Genomic DNA, 17,373 nt, shown 5'->3' with positions numbered 1-17,373 from the left:
TGAGCGCGAGAGCCGGCGAGGCCGGCCGGGCGGTGCGCGAGGCGCTCGAGCCGGCGCAGGCGCACCTGCGGGCAGCATGACTCTTCGGTCATGTTGGATGGCCTTCGGGGCAGGTGAGCGCAGAGACGTCAGGGCTCCAGCCGGCCGGGCCCGCAGCGGGACCACGCGCCGGGTCCGAGAGCCGCGGGCTGCGGGTCCGCGGTCAGGCGCTGCGACGAACTCGCGCCGGCGCGCGCCCGCCTCGGATCACCTGGCGCTTCGGACATATCCCATGTCGCCCGGGGCGTGCTGTCTGTCGGGACAGATCATCGCATGGACGACGAGGCCGCGCCGACGAACGGGCTCACGCCCCCGCGCCGGCGGTCGAGCGCCAGGCGTCCGACGAGGGGGCTCGACCGCAGCTACGCGCGGGCGGACGGGCGCCGGCGGGTCGTTCCGGTCTTCTTCGCGGCGGTCTTGCGCGTGCGTCGCTCGCGGCTCTCGGTCTGCACCGACTCCGGAGCGGGCGCAGGCACCCGCGGGGCCGAGGTAATTTCCTGCTCCTGCGACTTGCCGCGGGCCCGGGCGACCTTCTTGACCGGCTTGGCCTTGGCGGTCGCGGCCTTCTTCGCGGCGGCCCGCAGCGAGGCGCGCTTGGCCGGCGGAGGCTGCTCGGCGGCCTTTCGCGCGCGGACCTTCGGACTCGCGGCCTTCTGCGCGGCGACCGTCTTCTTGGCGCTCTTCTTGCCGGGACCCCCGGTACCCGCCTGCTTGCCCTTGGTCTTCTTGCTGGCCGCCTTGTTGGCCGCTTGCTTGCGCTTGCCCGGTCCGACCGCGGTCTTCTCGTCGGCCCGCTTCTCCATCGTCGCCTCGTCCGATCGCCTGTCCCTTCTTGTCGCGCGCGTTGGCATGGCTCTCTCCTGAGAGTGCTGTACATGGAAGCGAGCGCGAGGCTACACGCGCCGCGACAGGGGGACGGCGGGTTCCCGAAAATCGGACGGGTCGACCGGGTCAGCCTGGCCGCGGTAGCGGTCGTGCGCAGAAGCCGCGGCATCGCGCTGGCGGTACGACTCCACGGAGCGGACGCCCCGAAGGCCCGATGTCGCGACGGATATCGCGGCAGGCCCATGTACAGGATCGGGGAGACGCGGCTGTCGGCGCCGCTGGACGCGTCGGCACTCCGGCTGCTCCCCCCCCCACGCCCCGGCCGGGCGCGATCAGTCGTCGGCGACCCCGGCGAAGGCGCGCTTGTACAGCCAAGTTTTGACGTCCTCCCGGCTCATGCACCACAGCAGATAGGCGCCGAACACCAGCGGCACGGCGAGCTGCAGCTGCAACGTCAGCGGCAGGTAGGTGATGAGCGCGCCGACCTGGAAGACGGCCAGGATCCCGACGAGGACGTTGAGCACGCCGACCACCAGCGCCAGCGTCCGCGCGCTCTCGCTGCCGCGCAAGAGGCCGACCACGAGGAACAGCTTGAGCGCGAGGTTGACGTAGCCGGGGATCGTGCCGTTGCCATCGGCGATGTGCATGACCTGCATGGCGGTGGCGAGGGCGAGGAGGGCGAGCGCGACGATCAGCTTGACGGGCATGGGGGCCTTTTGGACGAGACTGCATGCGCACCGCCGGGTCAAGCGGATTCTCGGGCGCGGCGCTCGGGGCCGGAGCACCCCGCGGATTCGCCTCGGTCGCTGTTTTGCACCGCGTCGCATTCCGACAGCGATCGGACCCAGAGCGACATCGCCCACCCTCCGAGGATTCGCGGTGATACGCTTCGAGGCTCGAATCGTCTGCTCCTCCACGCTTGCCGCCGTGTCTCGCGGCAATACGCATACCATGCTCCATACCCGACTTTCGTCCGCGCTGACCGTCGCCCTCGCCCTACCAATTGCTGCTTGCGGCGACGACTCCGGTGATTCCACCGACTCCGCCGGTTCCACCGGCTCCACGAGCGGCACCGGCGGCACCACGGACGACCCGCCCGCGCCCACCGGCAGCACGAGCCCCGACGAGTCTGCCAGCGGCACCTCGAGCGAGTCCGGGACGACCGACGGCGCCATGCCGCCGACCAGCACCAGCGAACCGCCCCCGCTCACCACCGGCGATACGACCACCGCCGGCGATACGACCACCACCGGCGATACGACCACCGGTGATACGACCACCACCACCGGCCCCGATACCACGACGACCACCACCGGTGATTCCACCACCACCGGCGATGTCGGCACGACCACGACCACCACCGATTCCACCACCACCGAGAGCACCACCGGCGTGGAGCTCGACTGTTCGGACGGGGTCGCGTGGACGCGCAACATCCTCACCAACGCCGGCTCGACGATGTTCGACGACCTCCTCGCCGACCCGGACGGCAACCTGCTCGTCGTCGGACGGTTGTGGGACGTGGCCGACTTCGGCGGCGGCCCCGTGCCGGCCAGCGGGGGCGAGGACGCGTTTATCGCCAAGTACGGGCCCGCGGGCGAGCTGCTGTGGGTCCGCACCTACGGCGACGAATTCGAGCAACGCGCCCGCGGCATCGCCCTCGCGCCGGACGGCGACATCCTGGTGACCGGCAGCTTCCGCGGGCAGATCGATCTCGGCGGCGGCCCCCTCGCCAGCGCCGGCTACGACGACGTCTTCGTGGCCAGGCTGACCCCCGCCGGCGATCACGTGTGGAGCCAGGCGTTCGGCGGCCCAGGTATCGACTACGGCGTGCGCGTGGCCAGCGACAGCGCCGGCGAGGTGATCCTGGCGGCCCAGGCCGACGGCGGCGTCGACTTCGGCGACGGCGTCCCAGGTCCGGCGGGATCGGTGCATCTGGTGAAGATCGGCTCGACCGGCGATCTCCTGTGGCACCGCACGTACACCGCCTCGGGTCTGCTGGCGCGCAGCGTGGCCGTCGGCCCCGCCGACGAGGTCGTGTTCGTCGGCGAGTTCAACGACCCCGTCGACTTCGGCGACGGCTTCGAGGCCGCGCTCAACGATCACAACGTCTTCGTCCTCAAGCTCGACGCCGACGGGCAGTTCACGTGGCTGCGCCAGAACGACGGGGTCCCGGACGGCGGCAAGCCGTTCGTCACCGGCGTCGACCTCGACGCGGCCGGCGGCATCCACCTCGCCGGCTGGTACTTCGGCAGCATCGGCTTCGGCGGCCCGCTGTTCGTCAGCCAGGGCGAATACGACGGGTGGATCGCCACGCTCTCGCCCGAGGGCGAGCACCTCACGAGCAGCGCCCACGGCAGCGGGCCGACGAGCTGGCAGTTCGCCAGCGACGTCGCCGCCAACAGCGCCGGCGCGACCGCGGCGGCCGGCAACTTCGTCGGCCCGATGAGCTTCGACGGCGATCTGCTCGCCACGATCGACAACGCCGCCTACGACGCCTGGGTCACCCGCCAGGCGCCCGACGGCTCGTTCGAGCTGGTGCGCGGCTTCGGCGGCCTCGGCTCCCACTACGGGGACGTGGTCGAGATCGGCGAGGACGGCGCCGTCTGGCTCGGCGGGGTCTACAATCAGACCTTCTCGGCCGGCGACGACGTCCTGACGCCCGCGGAGGGCTGGAGCGCCTACCTGCTGCGCCTGTGCCCGTGAGCGGCGATCGCGGCGATGACTCTCAGGATATGTCGATTCGGTCATGTCCTGGAGGACATCGGACGCCTCGCGAGGCTCGAAGCCCTCCCCTTGGTGCGCATCATCCTGCGAGTCCTCGGCCCGGTACTCGGGGTGGGCGATGCGGGTCCGCAGGTGGTCGCGGGAGCCGGCACCGGCCCCACGCGCGCGAGAGGTCGAGCCCGCCGAGGCGCGCGGCGGCGGGCAAGGCGAGCGGCGTGCGCCGCCCAGCGCTCGCCAGGGCCAGGGGCACGGTGCCGGCACGGCTGCGCCGTGCCGCTCGTGGGCCCCGCAGACGGCCCCACGGGGCGGCAAAGGCCCCGCCGGCCCGTTGATCGCCGGCCGCAGTTCTGATATTGATAGTCAAAATCACCCGTGACCCCGTCCGTCTCCCGCTGGTTCCGCTTCAACCTCCGGCTCCACCGCTGGACCAGCCTCCTCGCCACCTTGCCGCTGCTGGTGCTGTGCTTGACGGGCACGGCTTTGATCTTCCGCGAGGAGATCGACGCCGCGCTGGGGGTCGTGCCGGTCGGCACCGCCGAGGGCGCGGCGCGGGTCGCCGACTGTCTGGCGACGCTCGAGCGCGCCTTTCCGGACGACCGGGTGCTCGGCGTCGGGCTCGACCCGCTGAACCACCCGGGCGTGATGCTCGGGGTGGTCGCCGCGCCGGACGAGACCAGCTTCGACCGCGCGCGGCTGACCTACTTCGACCTCGCCAGCGGGCGGATGATCGGCGACGACGACGATCCGTCGGCCAGCTTCACCGGCGTGCTGTTCGAGCTGCACGCCGAGTGGTTCCTCGGGCCGGTCGGGCGGCTCGTGGGCGCGCTGATCGGGCTCCTGGTGGTCCTCTCGCTGCTGTCGGGGCTCGTGATCTACGCGCCCTACGTGCGGCGGATCGCCTACGGCGTCATCCGCCGCGGCCGCGGCGCCCGGCTGGCGCAGCTCGACCTGCACAACTTCGTCGGCGCGGTCGTGCTCGGCTGGGCCGTCGTCGTCAGCCTGTCGGGCTTCCTGCTCGGGTTCAGCGCCGTCGCGCTCGGCGTGTGGCAGATGACCGACCTCGCCGCCATCCGCGAGGAGTACCAGGGCGCCGCGCCGGTCGACGTCCGCCGCCCGCCCGTGACGGTCCCGCAGGTCATCGAGGTCGCCCGGGCGCACGCGCGGCCGGGCTGGGGCGTCCGCACGATCCTCTACCCCGGCATGGACCTGACGACGCCGCGCCACTACGCGGTGCTGCTCGGCGGCTCGGAGGGGCTCGAGGCGCGCACGATCGACGCGGTGATGATCGACGCCCAGACCGGCGAGCTCGCCCGCGACGTCGAGCTGCCGGGCTACCTGCACGCGATGTTCCTGGCCGAGCCGCTGCACTTCGGCGACTACGGCGGCCTGCCGCTCAAGCTGCTGTGGAGCGCCTGCAACCTGCTGACCCTGTTCATCACCGCCAACGGCGCGTGGCTGTTCTTCGACCGCCGCCGGGCCCAGCGCCTGCGACCCGGCCGGGCCGCGGAGGAGGTCGGCGATGAAGAGCCGTGAGCCGTGGCTGGGGCTGCTCACCGTCGCCGGCCTGGTGGCGATGCTGCTCGGCGAGGGTCTCGTCGACGTCGCCGGCCTCGCCGTCGCCGTGGTGCCGCTCGCGTACGGCGGGTGGGCGTGGCGTCGGGCGCGACGCCAGCGGCCCTGAGGCGCGAGCTCCTCGGAGCATGTCCATCAAAACATGCTCTCACGAACATGGTCCCAGGAGCATGCCCTGGCGGGCATGCCCTCTCGGACATCCGGGCCCCGCCTCAGAACTGCGAGGCGCGCGGCCAGGCCGGCTGGGCCAGCGACTCGCTGAGCGCGACCAGCGACTGCAGCGGGACCCACGCGAAGTCGGGGCGGTAGTCGAGCTCGTAGGCCAGCTCGTGGAAGCTGCGCTCGATCACGCAGGCGCGCAGCAGCGGCGACGCCTGGGCCGACGGCAGCGGCGAGCCGGGCGCCGCGGCGGCGTCGTAGCCGGCCAGGAACGCGGCCGACGTCGCCTCTTCCCAGGCCCGGCCGCCCTTGCCGACCAGGCCGGCGTAGGCGAACGAGCGCAGCATGCCGGCGACGTCGCGCTGCGGCAGCTGGCGCAGGCTGCGTTCGGCCAGCGGCCGGGTCGGCTCGCCCTCGAAGTCGAGGATCGACCACTTCCCCGCGGCCGGGTCGTAGAGGCACTGGCCGAGGTGGTAGTCGCCGTGGATCCGGATCTGCACGCCCGCGGCGGTCCGCAGCCGCTCCTCGGCCTCGGCCAGCAGGGCCTCGCTGCGCGACGCGGCGACCTCGGCCAGCGCGCGGACCTCGGGCGGCAGCGCGCGGTAGCGGTTCGCCAGGCGCCCGAGCGCCGAGGCGGCGGTCTGGCGCAGGCCGACGACCCAGCGGGCCCGGTCGGCGGCCACCACCGCGCGGGTCGCCATGCCGCTCGCCTCGTCGTCGGTGGTCAGCACCTCGTGCAGCGCCCGCGTCGCGACCCCGAGCGCGTGGGCCGGCCCGGTCATGTCGGCCTGGCCCAGCGCGTAGGTCCAGCCGTCGACGCGCCCGGGCAGGAACGCGTGCAGCACCCCGGCCGCGGCCGGGCCCTCGCCGGTGTCGACCGTCAGCTCGGCCAGCAGCGGCGGCGCGTACGGGAAGTTGCGGGCGGTGAGGAAGCGGCCGATCTCGATCTCCGGGTGGCGGCCGGCCTCGATGCGGCGGAACAGCTTGAACACCCCGGCCTCGCCGAGCACCGCCGCCGTGTTGCTCTGCTCGCCGCCGATCAGGCGCACGCCGGTCGGCGCGCCCGCCTCGAACAGGCCCGCCGAGGCGCGCACGGTCCAGCAAGCGCCCTGGCCGGGGAAGCCGGCGCCGGCGCGCAGGGCCGCCGCCAGGGCGACGAGCACCTCGGGCGCGTCGCTGGCCTCGACGAGGGCGATCGGGGCGCCCTGCACTTCGATCCTGCGCTCCGGGGCATGTCCTTGCGGACCTGTACCATCAAGCAGCTGTGTGCGCAGCAGCACCTGGGTGGTCCACGGCCGCTCGGCCTCGGCGGCGAGCAGGCACAGGGCCGCGTCGTCGCCGACCTTGGCCGCGCCGACCAGCTTGACGGCGCGGGCGCCGGCGGGGAACCACCGGCGCCCGGCGAGGAAGGCCAGCCATGTCTCGGAGGACAGGTCGGCGAGGACCGCGAGGTCGAGCGCGGGGCCGGCGGTCACGGGGCCTCCGGGCGCCGGTCGGGCGCTTGCAGCGAGAACCAGTAGAACGCGTGCGGCGACATCGTCAGCAGGTAGGGCAGCTGGCCGATGCGGGGGAACGGCTTGTCGCTCCAAAGCTCGACCGGGATCCAGCCGTCGAGCGCGCTGAGGTCGAGCTCGGCGAACTGGGCGAAGCGCGACAGGTTGTGGACGCACAGCAGGAGCTCGTCGCCGTGGCGGCGGAAGAACGCCAGGACCGCGCGGTTCTCCGGGTGGAGCGGCTCGAACGCGCCGCCGCCGAACGCCTGGAAGCGCCGGCGCACGCGGACCAGCCGGCGCATCCAGCGGAGCAGCGAGGTGCCGGTGCGCTCCTGGGCGTCGACGTTGATGTCGGAGAAGCTGTAGGGCGGGTCGACCAGCACCGGCGCGAACAGGGCGGCGCTGTCGGCCCGCGAGAACCCGGCGTTGCGGTCGGCGCTCCACTGCATCGGCGTGCGCACCCCGTTGCGGTCGCCGAGGTAGATGTTGTCGCCCATGCCGAGCTCGTCGCCGTAGTAGATGATCGGCGTGCCCGGCATCGCCATCAGCAGCGCGCACATCAGCTCGATCTGCCGCCGGCCGTTGTCCATCAGCGGCGCCAGCCGCCGGCGGATGCCGATGTTGATGCGCATCCGCGGGTCCTTGGCGTACTCGCGGTACATGTAGTCGCGCTCCTCGTCGGTCACCATCTCGAGCGTGAGCTCGTCGTGGTTGCGGAGGAACATGGCCCACTGGCAGGCGTCGGGGATCGCCGGCGTGCGCGCGAGGATCTCGATGATCGGGGTGCGGTCCTCGCGGCGCAGCGCCATGTACATGCGCGGCATCAGCGGGAAGTGGAACGCCATGTGGCACTCCGGCTCGGTGTCGGTGCCGAAGTACGGCAGCACGTCCTCGGGCCACTGGTTGGCCTCGGCGAGGAACAGCCGCCCGGGGAACTCGGCGTCGAGCGCGGCCCGCAGCTCGCGCAGCACCGCGTGCGTCTCCGGCAGGTTCTCGCAGTTGGTGCCCTCGCGCTCGCACAGGTAGGGCACCGCGTCGAGGCGCAGGCCGTCGACGCCGAGCGCCAGCCAGAAGCGCATGACGTCGAGCACCAGCTTGCGCACCGTCGGGTTGTCGAAGTTGAGGTCGGGCTGGTGGCTGAAGAAGCGGTGCCAGTAGAACTGGCCGGCCAGCGGGTCCCAGGCCCAGTTCGAGTTCTCGGTGTCGGTGAAGATGATGCGCGCCCCGGCGTAGCGGGTCGGGTCGTCGCTCCACACGTAGAGGTCGCGCTCCGGCGAGCCCTTGGGCGCCCGCCGCGCCCGCTGGAACCACGGGTGCTGGTCCGAGGTGTGGTTGATGACGAGCTCGGTGATGACCTTGAGCCCGCGCAGGTGCGCCTCGGCGAGGAAGCGCTTGAAGTCGTCCATCGTCCCGTAGCGGGGGTTGATCGACTCGTAGTCGGCGATGTCGTAGCCGTCGTCCTTCAGCGGCGACGGGTAGAACGGCAGGAGCCACAAGCACGTCACCCCGAGCTCGGCCAAATAGTCGAGCTTGGCGGTGAGGCCCGGGAAGTCACCGTATCCGTCGCCGTCGCTGTCGTGGAACGACTTGACGTGGAGCTGGTAGATGATGGCGTGCTTGTACCAGAGCGGCTCGTTTTCGCTCATGTGACCTCGACGTCGATGTAATTGCGCACCACTCGGAAGAGGTGCCCGGGTTGACCCGCAGGATCGAGCCGAACGTAGTTCCGGCTGCCTCTCCACTCGTACCGCGCGCCGGTGACCAGGTCCTCGACCATGTAGAGCTCGTCGGCGCCGATCCCGAGCACGGCGAGGGGCACCTCGACCCACCCGTCCTGCTCCTGCGACCAGTCGCAGTTGACGGCGACCAGCACGTCACCGACTGGCCCGGTCGCGCGCTTGAGGTAGAACAGGATGTTCGGGTTGTCGCACGGGTAAAACGTCAGGTTGTCGTAGCGCTGCAGGGCCGGGTGCTCGCGCCGCAGACGGTTGAGCTGGGTGATCTCGCCGGCCAGGCTGTCCTTGACCGTGTAGTCGCGGTGGCGCAGCTCGTACTTCTCGGAGTCGAGGTACTCCTCCGAGCCGGCCCGCAGCGGCGTGTTCTCGCCGAGCTCGTAGCCGCTGTAGATGCCGTAGGTCGGCGCCAGCGTGGCCGCCAGGAGCAGGCGGATCCGGAACGCCGCGCGCCCGCCCTTCTGCAGGTGCTCCGGCAGGATGTCCGGCGTGTTGATGAAGAAGTTGCCGCGGTAGTACTCCTTCATCGGCCCCTGCGTCAGCTCGGTGAAGTACTCCTTGAGCTCCTCCGCCGTCGTCCGCCAGGTGAAGTAGGTGTACGACTGCGTGAAGCCGGCCTTGGCCAGCCAGCGCATGCGCTTGGGCCGGGTGAACGCCTCGGCCAGGAACAGCACGTCGGGGTGCTGCTGCTGGACCTCGGCGATCAGCCACTCCCAGAACGCCAGCGCCTTGGTGTGCGGGTTGTCGACGCGGAAGATCGTCACCCCGTGCGCGACCCAGAACAGCACGATGTCCTTGCACGCCTGCCACAGCGCCTCGCGGTCGTCGCACCAGAAGTTGAGCGGGTAGATGTCCTGGTACTTCTTCGGCGGGTTCTCGGCGTACTTGATGGTGCCGTCGGGCCGGATGAAGAACCACTCGGGGTGCTCCTTCAGCCACGGGTGGTCGGGCGAGCACTGCAGCGCGTAGTCGAGGGCGATCTCGATGCCGAGGCTCCGGGCCGTGCGGGCGAAGCGGTCCCACTCGGCCAGCGTGCCGAGCTCCGGCGCGACCGCGGTGTGGCCCCCGGCCTCGCCGCCGATCGCCCACGGGCTGCCGACGTCGCCCGGCTGCGCGGTGAGGCTGTTGTTCTTGCCCTTGCGCGAGGTCAGGCCGATCGGGTGGATCGGCGGCAGGTAGACCACGTCGAAGCCCATCGCGGCGATGCGGTAGAGCGCCCGCTCGGCGTCGGCGAAGCGGCCGTGGACCCCGGGCTCGCCGCACGAGCGGGGGAAGAACTCGTACCAGCTGCCGAAGCGCGCGCGCACGCGGTCGACCCGGACCGGAAACACCCGCGGGTACTCGGTGCGATCGTCCGGCGCGTGGTGCAGCGCCATCAGCGCGCGCAGCTCCGCGTTCTGCGCCGTGACCGCTCGCTCGGCCGGTCCGCGGTCCGGGTCGCGCAATTCGTCGGCGAGCCGCATGAGCAAGCTCCTGTCGTCGCCGACAGCGGCGCGCGCGGCGGCATCCACCATGGCTGCCCCTTCGAGCAGCTCGGAGTGGATCGCCTGACCCGCGGCGAACTTCTTCTCGAGCTCGACCCGCCAGGTGGTGAAGCGGTCGGTCCACGCCTCGACGGTGAACTCCCAGGTGCCGGGGCGGTCGAGCAGGATGCGGGCGAACCAGCGGTCGCTGTCGTAGTCGTAACGCAGCGGCGTGGTCTGCCACCCGCCTCCGGGGCCGCACCAGCGCACCTGCGCCGCGAGGCGGTCGTGGCCGTCCTTGAAGATGTCGGCCTCGACCACCAGCTCTTCGCCGACGATGCGCTTGACCGCGTGGCGACCGTCGTCGAGGGCCGGCGACACGGCCTCGATGATGATCCGTTCAGGGGTGCGGGAGGGGGAGCGGACGACGTTCGGTGGCACGGCGGAGGTCGGGAGGCGAGTTGCCCGCCGGGGATGTAAGCGCAAACTCGGGACCATGTCACGCCTGCTCGTCGTCTCCAACCGTTTGCCCGTCACCGTGAGCGCCGCGCAGGGCGAGGCGATCGTGACCCCGAGTATGGGCGGCCTTTCGACGGGGCTACGCGGACCCTTCGAGCGCTCGCAAGGGCTGTGGATCGGCTGGCCCGGCGACCTGTCGAAGCTCGACGACGCGGCTCGCGCAGGCGCGATGAAGGAGCTCGAGGCCCTGCGCACGCTGCCGGTCGAGCTGACCGCCGACGAGCTCCGCCAGTACTACGAAGAGTTCGCCAACGGGGTGCTGTGGCCGGTCTTCCACTACTTGCTCGACCGGATCCCCGTGCACAGCGGCGGCTGGGAGATGTACCGCCGCGTCAACGCCAAGTTCGCCGCCGCGGTCGCCGCGCAGTACCGCCCCGGCGACACGATCTGGGTGCACGACTACCAGCTCCTCTTGCTGCCCGGCATGCTGCGCGAGCAGCTGCCCGGGGCGCGGATCGGCTTCTTCCTCCACATCCCGTTCCCCGCCTCCGAGGTGTTCCGCATGCTGCCCTGGCGAGAAGATGTCCTTCAGGGCATGCTCGGCGCCGACCTCATCGGCTTCCACACGCCGTCGTACGCCCGCAACTTCGCGTCCGCGGTGGTGCGCCTGCTCGGGCACGAGCCGATCGTCGACGAGCTCAGCGTCGCCGGGCGCAAGGTCCGCTTCCGCGCCTTCCCGATGGGCATCGACACCGAGACCTTCACCGCGAAGGTCCCGCCGAGCGACGAGGTGTTCCGCCCGCGGCCCGGCGAGCACCTGCTGCTCGGGGTCGACCGCCTCGACTACACCAAGGGCATCCGCCGCCGCCTGTCGGCCGTCGAGCGCGTGCTGGAGCGCCGGCCCGACCTGCGCGGCAAGCTGCGGATGCTGCAGATCGCCGTGCCCTCGCGCGAGAAGGTCACCGCCTACCAGGACTACCGCCGCCGCGTCGAGGAGATGGTCGGCGCGATCAACGGCCGCTGCTCCACCCTCACCGACGCGCCGATCCACTACATGTACCGCGGCTTCCCGCAGGAGCAGCTGATCGAGCTCTACCGCGCCGCCTCCGTCATGCTCGTCACGCCCACGCGCGACGGCATGAACCTGGTCGCCAAGGAGTTCGCCGCCTCGCGGACCGACGGCGACGGCGTGCTGGTGCTCAGCGAGTTCGCCGGGGCCGCCGAAGAGATGCCCGAGGCGCTGCAGGTCAACCCGTTCGACGTCGACGGCATGGCGCAGGCGATCGAGCAGGCGATCGACATGTCGGAGGGCGAGCGGCGCACCCGCATGGCGGGCCTGCGCGCCCGCGTGCTCCGCTTCGACGTCCACCGCTGGGCCGAGGACTTCCTGGCCGCGCTGGCCGACGACGAGACCGGCGCCGCGGTCGAACCCGCGCCGCCGCTGGCCGCCGGGGCGGTCGCCGAGGCCGCCCGCGCCGCCGCGACGGCCGGCCGCCGCGTCGTCCTCCTGCTCGACTACGACGGCACCCTGGTCCCGATCGCCCCCCGCCCCGAGCTCGCCGCCCCCGACCGCGAGCTGCTGCGGCTGCTCGAACAGCTGTCCACAAAGACATGTCTCTCGGCGCATGTCCTATCGGGCAGGCCGTACCCCGACGTCGAGCGCTGGCTCGGCGGCCTCCGCATCAACCTGCACGCCGAGCACGGCATGTACTCGCGGGTCGACGGCGAGTGGCGGGCCCGCGGCGCCGTGCCGGAGGACCTGCGCGAGAAGGTGCTGGCGACGCTCGAGCGCGTGTCCGCCAACACCCCCGGCAGCCACGTCGAGCTCAAGGCGGCGGGCCTGGCCTGGCACTACCGCCTGGCCGAGCGCGAGCAGGGCGCCCACCAGGCCCGCGAGCTGCGGCTGCACCTGCGCGAGCTGCTGGTCGGCACCCCGCTCGAGGTCCTGCTCGGCGACAAGGTCGTCGAGGTCCGCCCGCGCGGCGTCCACAAGGGCCTCATCGCCCGCGAGGTGGTCCGCCCCGACGACCTGGTGATCGTCGTCGGCGACGACCGCACCGACGAGGACATGTTCACCGCCGCCCCCGAGAGCGCCTTCACCGTCAAGGTCGGCCCCGGCGCCACCGCCGCGCGCTACCGCGTCCACGACGTCGCCGGCGCCCGCGGCCTGCTGCGCGCGCTCGCCGAGCAGCTGTGAGCGTGTCTCGAGGGCCATGTTCGGAGGGACAGGACGTGCCAGGCGTTCACGGCGGGCTCGTCGGCCCGCAGGCCGGGTCCCCTGGCCACGAGTCCTTCAGGTCATGTCTTTTTAAAAGACAGCATCGCCGGCCTCGGGGCCCGGCGATGCGCGAGCTCGACCGCGATGACGGTCGCCTTGGACCGCGACCCGGCGCGCCCGGGAGACCGCGCGACTTCGGCTCGCGCCTCGAAGCTCATGCGACGGAGCAGCCCCGGCTGTCGCCAGGACTCACTCGCCCGGTCGACGGCGCACGTCGGCCGGCGCGCCGAAGAGGCACCGTGCCATCCCCGTGAACCCATCGACGGCGGCCGTCCCGCCGCCACCGACGGCGCCCTGCCTGGCCCCCGGCAGCGGGCCCGGTCGCACCGGGCACGGCGATCGCTTCGTCGCCGCGGGCGCGAGCTGACGCGGCCGTCATCGTCCCATTCCCCGCGAGGGAGCGAGCCGGAACGTGTTTCGCGTTCTGGCCCGCTCCGCGGTGACCGACCCATGGCGGCGGCGATCCCTGCGGCGCACGGTCGAGGTCGTCCAGCTCGATCGGGGCCACCTCGTCGGCCGCGACCACGGCGAGCACGACCCGCCCGCGATCGTCGCTGCGCGGCCGACCTTTCGCGGATGAAAATGCCAGCGCAAGGAGCTCCGCGTCTGCGACGCTCGCGCTCGCTCGGCGGGTGCGCTAAAACCCCGCTCGCTCGTGAACCCGCGCGACCTCCCCGCGCCAGCGCGCCCGCGATTGTTGCAGCAGCCGCCGCCTCCGCCGCCGCGGATCCCCTGGCTGCTGGTGATCCTGTTCGCCATCGGGCTCGGCGTCGGCGCGCGCTGGTACGTCGACCGCGGCCAGGCCGCCAGCCTCGACGCCGCCCAGGTCCTCATCGCCCGCGGCGGCCTCACCGACTTGCACGCCGCCGCGGATGGTTTTGCGAACATGTCCGATCGGACACCCTGTCGCCGCACCGCCGAGGCGCTGGTGCGGGCCCAGGCGGCCGCCGAGTACGACGACGACCGCGAGGGCGCGCGCGCGGCGATCGCCCGCGCCGAGCCCGAGCGGCCGCAGTGCAGCGACCTGGCGCTCGCCGAGGGCCTGCTCGCCCTCGCCGACGGCGACCTCGACGCCGCCGCGGCCGCCGTCGCCCTGCCCACCACCTCGCTGTCACGCCCCGGCCGGGCCTGGCTGCAGGGCACGCTGGCGCTCGCGGGCCGGGGCGAGCTCGCGGCCGCGATCGCCGAGATCGAGGCCACCCTCGCCGCGCAGCCGGCGGCGATCGCCCCGCGGCGGGCGCTCGTGTGGCTGCACTTCGAGACAGGTGACTTCGGCGCCGCGCTGCAGACCCTCGCCCGCGCGCGCACGGCCGGCCTCGCCCACCTCGGGCTGGCCGCCGACGAGGCGCTGCTGCACGCGCTGCTGCGGCGCGAGCTCAGCGGCGTGGCCGACCTCGCCGACCAGCTGCTCGCGCTCGACCCGGCGGCTCTCGGTCCGCGCGACCTGGCCCACGCCGCGCTCGCGCGGGCGTTGGTCCACGTCCACGCCGGCGAGCCCGCGGCCGGCCTCGGGCGCGCCGCCGCGGCCTGGCCGGCGCTGGCCCCGTGGGACGCGCACGCCCGCCGGCTCGCGCTCGAGCTGTCCCTCGAGGCAGGTGACGCCGAGCGCGCGCGCGAGCTGCTGGCCCAGCTCGGCGTGCCCGAGCCCGAGGCCTCGATCGTGCGCGCCTGGTCGCTGCTGGCCGAGGGCGACGTCATGGCCAGCCTCACCGCGCTGTCCGCCTGTCCGCAGGACCACCCGCGGGTCGCGTACCTGCAGGGCCTCGCGCTGGTCGAGCAGCGGCGGTTCGCCGAGGCCGAGCCGTGGCTCGAGCGGGCCGACCGGCTGCTCCCCGGTCGCGTGGAGATCGAGGTCGCCCGCGCGCGCGTGGCCGTGCACACCGGCGAGGGCGCGACCGCGGTGCGCAAGCTCGAGGGCATCACCGCCGCCGAGCACTACGCCCCGCGCGCCTACACCGGCCTCGGCGAGGCCTACCTGTCTCTCGGGGCAGACTCGAAGGACCTCCGCCAGGCCCAGCGCGCGCTGACCCGGGCCGTCGAGAAGGAGCCGCGCCCGGCCGAGGCCATGCTGCTGCTCGGCGACGTGTGGCAGCGGCGCCGGCTCAAGGTCCCCGAGGCCGAGCGCAACGCCCTCGCCTGGTACGAGCAAGCGGCCGCCGCCGGGCTCCGCCTGCCGCGCTACCGCGAGGCCCTGGCCCGCTACCTCGCCGACCTCGGCGAGGGCGCGCGCGCCGAGGCGATGCTGCGCGAGCTGTCCAAAGAGCCAGGCATCGACCCGACCACCCCGCTGGCCCTGCTCGAGCTCGCGCTGGCGCGGGCCGACGAGCAGGGCGCCCCGGTCCCGGCCGAGGCCGACGACTGGCTGGCCGCCGCCGCGACCCTCGGGGCCGACGCCGACGCCATGACCCGCGCCCGCGCCCGCCTGGCCCTGGCCCGAGGGACAGGCCTCGCGCGCTCGGGCAACGAGCTCGACAAGCTGCTGCGCAAGCGCCCGTGGGACATCGAGGCGCGGATCCTCGCCGCCCGCGTGCTGGTCGCCCAGCGCGACCTCGAGGCGGCCGAGACCCTGGTCCGCCAGGGCTTCTACGCCGCCGAGCCCGGCCGGCAGGAGGTCGCCACCGGCCGCCTGTTCATCGCCTGGGGCGAGATCGCGATGAAGCAGCGCAAGCGCAAGCAGGCCGCCCTGCACACCCGCGCCGGCTTCCACCGCATGCTGGGCGAGCAGCGCCCCACCGTCGAGCTGCTGGCCGCCGTCGAGTTCGCCACCGACATTTTTCTCCGCACCGAGCAGCACAAGCTCGCCCTCGGCATGACCCGCGACCTCACCGAGGCCCTCCCGTTCCACGGCGACGCCTGGCGCCTCCACGCCCGCGCCCTGTTCGACGCCGGCGACAGCCCCAAGGCCGCCACCCGCGCGATCAACAAGGCCCTCGAGCTCGACCCCGACAACGTCCGCGCCCTCGAGCTGCGCGCCCACGTGGCCGCCCGCGCCGGCGACCGCAAGACCGCCCGCGAGGCCCTCGCCCGCGCCCTCGAGCTCGAGACCCGCGAGCCCGGCCGCCAGCGCATGCGCGAGTTCCACCGCCGCCACCTCGGCGAGTGAGGCGAGGAGCATTCGAATTGATCGCAATGCGCATTGCGGCCTCGATGTCGTGATCCACAGTCGGCGCGGAGGTCGGCATGCCCAGGTCCAGTACGCTCGCGTCCATGGCAGCCGCGCTGTTGGCGTTGGGCCCCGCCGTCGCCCTCGCCGATACGACGATCCAGGCCAAACACAGCGGCAAGGTCCTGGACATCGAGGGCGCGAGCTCGGCCCCCGGCGCTCGGGTGAGTCAGTACACCCGGCACAATGGTCCCAATCAGCTGTTCGCTCTCCATCAAATCAGCGCCGGCGTCTACACCATCGTCGCCAGGCACAGCGGCCAATGCCTCGATGTCGACGGCGCCAGCATGGCGGACAGCGTCGAGGTCGGCCAGTATCCCTGCCACGGCGGCGCGCATCAGCAGTTCATGATCGCCCGGCTGAGCGACGGCAGCTACCTGATCATCGCCCGGCACAGCGGCAAGTGCCTCGACATCGCCGGGGCGGGGCTCGACAACGGGGCCCGGCTACACCAGTTCCGCTGCCACGGCGGCGACAACCAGCGCTTCTACCTCGACGGCGTGTCCGCCCCCGCCCTCCCCGAGGACCTCGGGCCCGACGACCTCGCCGCCGAGTAGCGGCGCCCGCTGCCCTGCGCGCGCCTTCGGGACATGCCCCAAACGACATGTCCAAAAACTCTACGCGAACGCCCCTGCGTGCTCGCGCACCCACTGCGCGAACGCCCGCGCCGGCCGCCCCGTCACCTGCTCGACCGTCGGCAGCGCCGTGTACCCGGCCGCCGGCGGCGCCGTGCGCATCTTGAAAAAGAACGCGATGTCGCCGTCGCCGAAGCCGGCCGCGCGCCAGCCCGCGATCACCTCTTCGTCGCTCAGCTCGACGAACTCCAGCGGCCGGCCGAGCACTTCTCCCAAGATCTGCACCCGCTCGGCCGGCGTGAGCGCCTCGGGCCCCGTGATCAAATACTCGTGCCCCGCGTGCCCCTCGCTCGTCAACGCCGTCGCCGCCACCGCCGCGATGTCGGCCTCGTGAACGAGCGCGCTCTTCATCGCCGCGAACCCTTCGCGGACCACTCCATCCTTCCTGATCGCCTCGGCCCACTCGAGCGTGTTCGCCATGAACTCGACCGGCGCCAGGAGGGTCCACTCGAGCCCGCTGGCGACGATCGCCTCCTCGAGCGGGCTGCGGCTCACGTCGCCCTTGAGCACCGTCACCCGCCGCACCCCGGCCTCCCGCAGGAGCGCGGCGATCTCCTCGCCGTTCGTCAGCGGCGCGAAGTCGTCGCCGTGGAACGTGATCAGGTGGACCGCCTCCGCCCCGGCGAACACCTCACGCAAGCTCTCGCTCGCGCCGAGGTCCCCACCGACCACCTCCACCCCCGCCGGCAGCCGGGCCCGCCGTGGGTCGCGGGTCAGCGCGCGGACGCGGTGGCCTGCCGCCAGCAGCGCCTCCACCAGAGGACGGCCGACCTTCCCGGTCGCGCCGGTCACGACGACGAGCATGGATCCCTCCGAGCGTGAACGCC

At 72.8% G+C, this 17,373-nt stretch carries 12 protein-coding genes; 6 read left to right on the top strand and 6 right to left on the bottom strand.

Annotated elements, in window-relative coordinates:
• Nucleotides 1–401: 401 nt before the first annotated feature.
• Together NAEX_RS24585 and NAEX_RS24580 are read right to left on the bottom strand one after the other, a co-directional pair.
• Nucleotides 402–842 carry a hypothetical protein gene (locus NAEX_RS24585; protein WP_096329920.1) on the bottom strand — a complete coding sequence of 147 codons (441 nt, stop codon included), beginning with the start codon at nt 840–842 and terminating at the stop codon, nt 402–404.
• A gap of 354 nt (nt 843–1,196) precedes the next feature.
• The gene (locus NAEX_RS24580) at nt 1,197–1,571 is read right to left on the bottom strand and encodes a hypothetical protein (protein ID WP_096329919.1); all 375 of its coding nucleotides are present in this window, start codon (nt 1,569–1,571) and stop codon (nt 1,197–1,199) included.
• A gap of 244 nt (nt 1,572–1,815) precedes the next feature.
• Between NAEX_RS24580 and NAEX_RS24575 the strand changes: the two genes are divergently transcribed.
• The 3 genes from NAEX_RS24575 (at nt 1,816) to NAEX_RS50640 (ending at nt 5,272) form a co-directional block, all read left to right on the top strand.
• Nucleotides 1,816–3,570 (top strand): hypothetical protein, encoded by a 1,755-nt coding sequence (locus tag NAEX_RS24575; RefSeq protein ID WP_143140582.1) that lies wholly within the window; start codon nt 1,816–1,818, stop codon nt 3,568–3,570.
• Nucleotides 3,571–3,963: 393 nt separating this feature from the next.
• Nucleotides 3,964–5,124 (top strand): PepSY-associated TM helix domain-containing protein, encoded by a 1,161-nt coding sequence (locus NAEX_RS24570; protein WP_096329917.1) that lies wholly within the window; start codon nt 3,964–3,966, stop codon nt 5,122–5,124.
• Nucleotides 5,111–5,272, top strand: coding sequence for a hypothetical protein (locus tag NAEX_RS50640; RefSeq protein WP_170135976.1), 162 nt, complete (start codon nt 5,111–5,113; stop codon nt 5,270–5,272). Before NAEX_RS24570 ends, NAEX_RS50640 begins: the two co-directional genes overlap by 14 nt.
• Before the next feature lie 103 nt (nt 5,273–5,375).
• On the opposite strand, the gene NAEX_RS24565 is transcribed toward NAEX_RS50640, so the two are convergent.
• From NAEX_RS24565 to NAEX_RS24555, 3 genes are read right to left on the bottom strand one after another with little or no spacing between them, the layout of a single operon-like run.
• On the bottom strand, nt 5,376–6,797 hold the full coding sequence (locus tag NAEX_RS24565; protein WP_096329916.1) for a phosphotransferase: 1,422 nt from the start codon (nt 6,795–6,797) through the stop codon (nt 5,376–5,378).
• Nucleotides 6,794–8,461, bottom strand: a complete 1,668-nt coding sequence (treS, locus tag NAEX_RS24560; RefSeq protein ID WP_096329915.1) for a maltose alpha-D-glucosyltransferase — start codon at nt 8,459–8,461, stop codon at nt 6,794–6,796. Before treS ends, NAEX_RS24565 begins: the two co-directional genes overlap by 4 nt.
• Nucleotides 8,458–10,509, bottom strand: a complete 2,052-nt coding sequence (locus NAEX_RS24555) for an alpha-1,4-glucan--maltose-1-phosphate maltosyltransferase (RefSeq protein WP_096329914.1) — start codon at nt 10,507–10,509, stop codon at nt 8,458–8,460. The genes treS and NAEX_RS24555 overlap by 4 nt, the downstream gene beginning before the upstream one ends.
• Between NAEX_RS24555 and NAEX_RS24550 the strand changes: the two genes are divergently transcribed.
• The 3 genes from NAEX_RS24550 (at nt 10,508) to NAEX_RS24540 (ending at nt 16,468) form a co-directional block, all read left to right on the top strand.
• Nucleotides 10,508–12,667, top strand: a complete 2,160-nt coding sequence (locus NAEX_RS24550; protein WP_096329913.1) for a bifunctional alpha,alpha-trehalose-phosphate synthase (UDP-forming)/trehalose-phosphatase — start codon at nt 10,508–10,510, stop codon at nt 12,665–12,667. The two genes, NAEX_RS24555 and NAEX_RS24550, sit on opposite strands and share 2 nt — an antisense overlap.
• Before the next feature lie 736 nt (nt 12,668–13,403).
• Nucleotides 13,404–15,851 carry a tetratricopeptide repeat protein gene (locus NAEX_RS24545; protein WP_100792974.1) on the top strand — a complete coding sequence of 816 codons (2,448 nt, stop codon included), beginning with the start codon at nt 13,404–13,406 and terminating at the stop codon, nt 15,849–15,851.
• Nucleotides 15,852–15,955: 104 nt separating this feature from the next.
• Nucleotides 15,956–16,468: an RICIN domain-containing protein gene (locus tag NAEX_RS24540; RefSeq protein WP_170135975.1), complete on the top strand. Its 513-nt coding sequence runs from the start codon at nt 15,956–15,958 to the stop codon at nt 16,466–16,468.
• A gap of 60 nt (nt 16,469–16,528) precedes the next feature.
• On the opposite strand, the gene NAEX_RS24535 is transcribed toward NAEX_RS24540, so the two are convergent.
• Complete coding sequence (locus NAEX_RS24535) at nt 16,529–17,350, bottom strand: NmrA family NAD(P)-binding protein (RefSeq protein ID WP_096329910.1); 822 nt, start codon at nt 17,348–17,350, stop codon at nt 16,529–16,531.
• Nucleotides 17,351–17,373 lie beyond the last annotated feature (23 nt).

Origin of the sequence: Nannocystis exedens, assembly GCF_002343915.1 — a bacterium.
Lineage (GTDB): Bacteria > Myxococcota_A > Polyangia > Nannocystales > Nannocystaceae > Nannocystis > Nannocystis exedens.
The sequence above is the reverse complement of the archived record's forward strand: the minus strand, read 5'-3'. Positions and strand labels throughout refer to the sequence as shown.

Coding starts and splice junctions, on each gene's coding strand:
- NAEX_RS24585 (WP_096329920.1), bottom strand. CDS start 842: ATGGAGAAGCGGGCCGACGAGAAGACCGCGGTCGGACCGGGCAAGCGC.
- NAEX_RS24580 (WP_096329919.1), bottom strand. CDS start 1,571: ATGCCCGTCAAGCTGATCGTCGCGCTCGCCCTCCTCGCCCTCGCCACC.
- NAEX_RS24575 (WP_143140582.1), top strand. CDS start 1,816: ATGCTCCATACCCGACTTTCGTCCGCGCTGACCGTCGCCCTCGCCCTA.
- NAEX_RS50640 (WP_170135976.1), top strand. CDS start 5,111: ATGAAGAGCCGTGAGCCGTGGCTGGGGCTGCTCACCGTCGCCGGCCTG.
- treS (WP_096329915.1), bottom strand. CDS start 8,461: ATGAGCGAAAACGAGCCGCTCTGGTACAAGCACGCCATCATCTACCAG.
- NAEX_RS24550 (WP_096329913.1), top strand. CDS start 10,508: ATGTCACGCCTGCTCGTCGTCTCCAACCGTTTGCCCGTCACCGTGAGC.
- NAEX_RS24555 (WP_096329914.1), bottom strand. CDS start 10,509: ATGGTCCCGAGTTTGCGCTTACATCCCCGGCGGGCAACTCGCCTCCCG.
- NAEX_RS24540 (WP_170135975.1), top strand. CDS start 15,956: ATGGCAGCCGCGCTGTTGGCGTTGGGCCCCGCCGTCGCCCTCGCCGAT.
- NAEX_RS24535 (WP_096329910.1), bottom strand. CDS start 17,350: ATGCTCGTCGTCGTGACCGGCGCGACCGGGAAGGTCGGCCGTCCTCTG.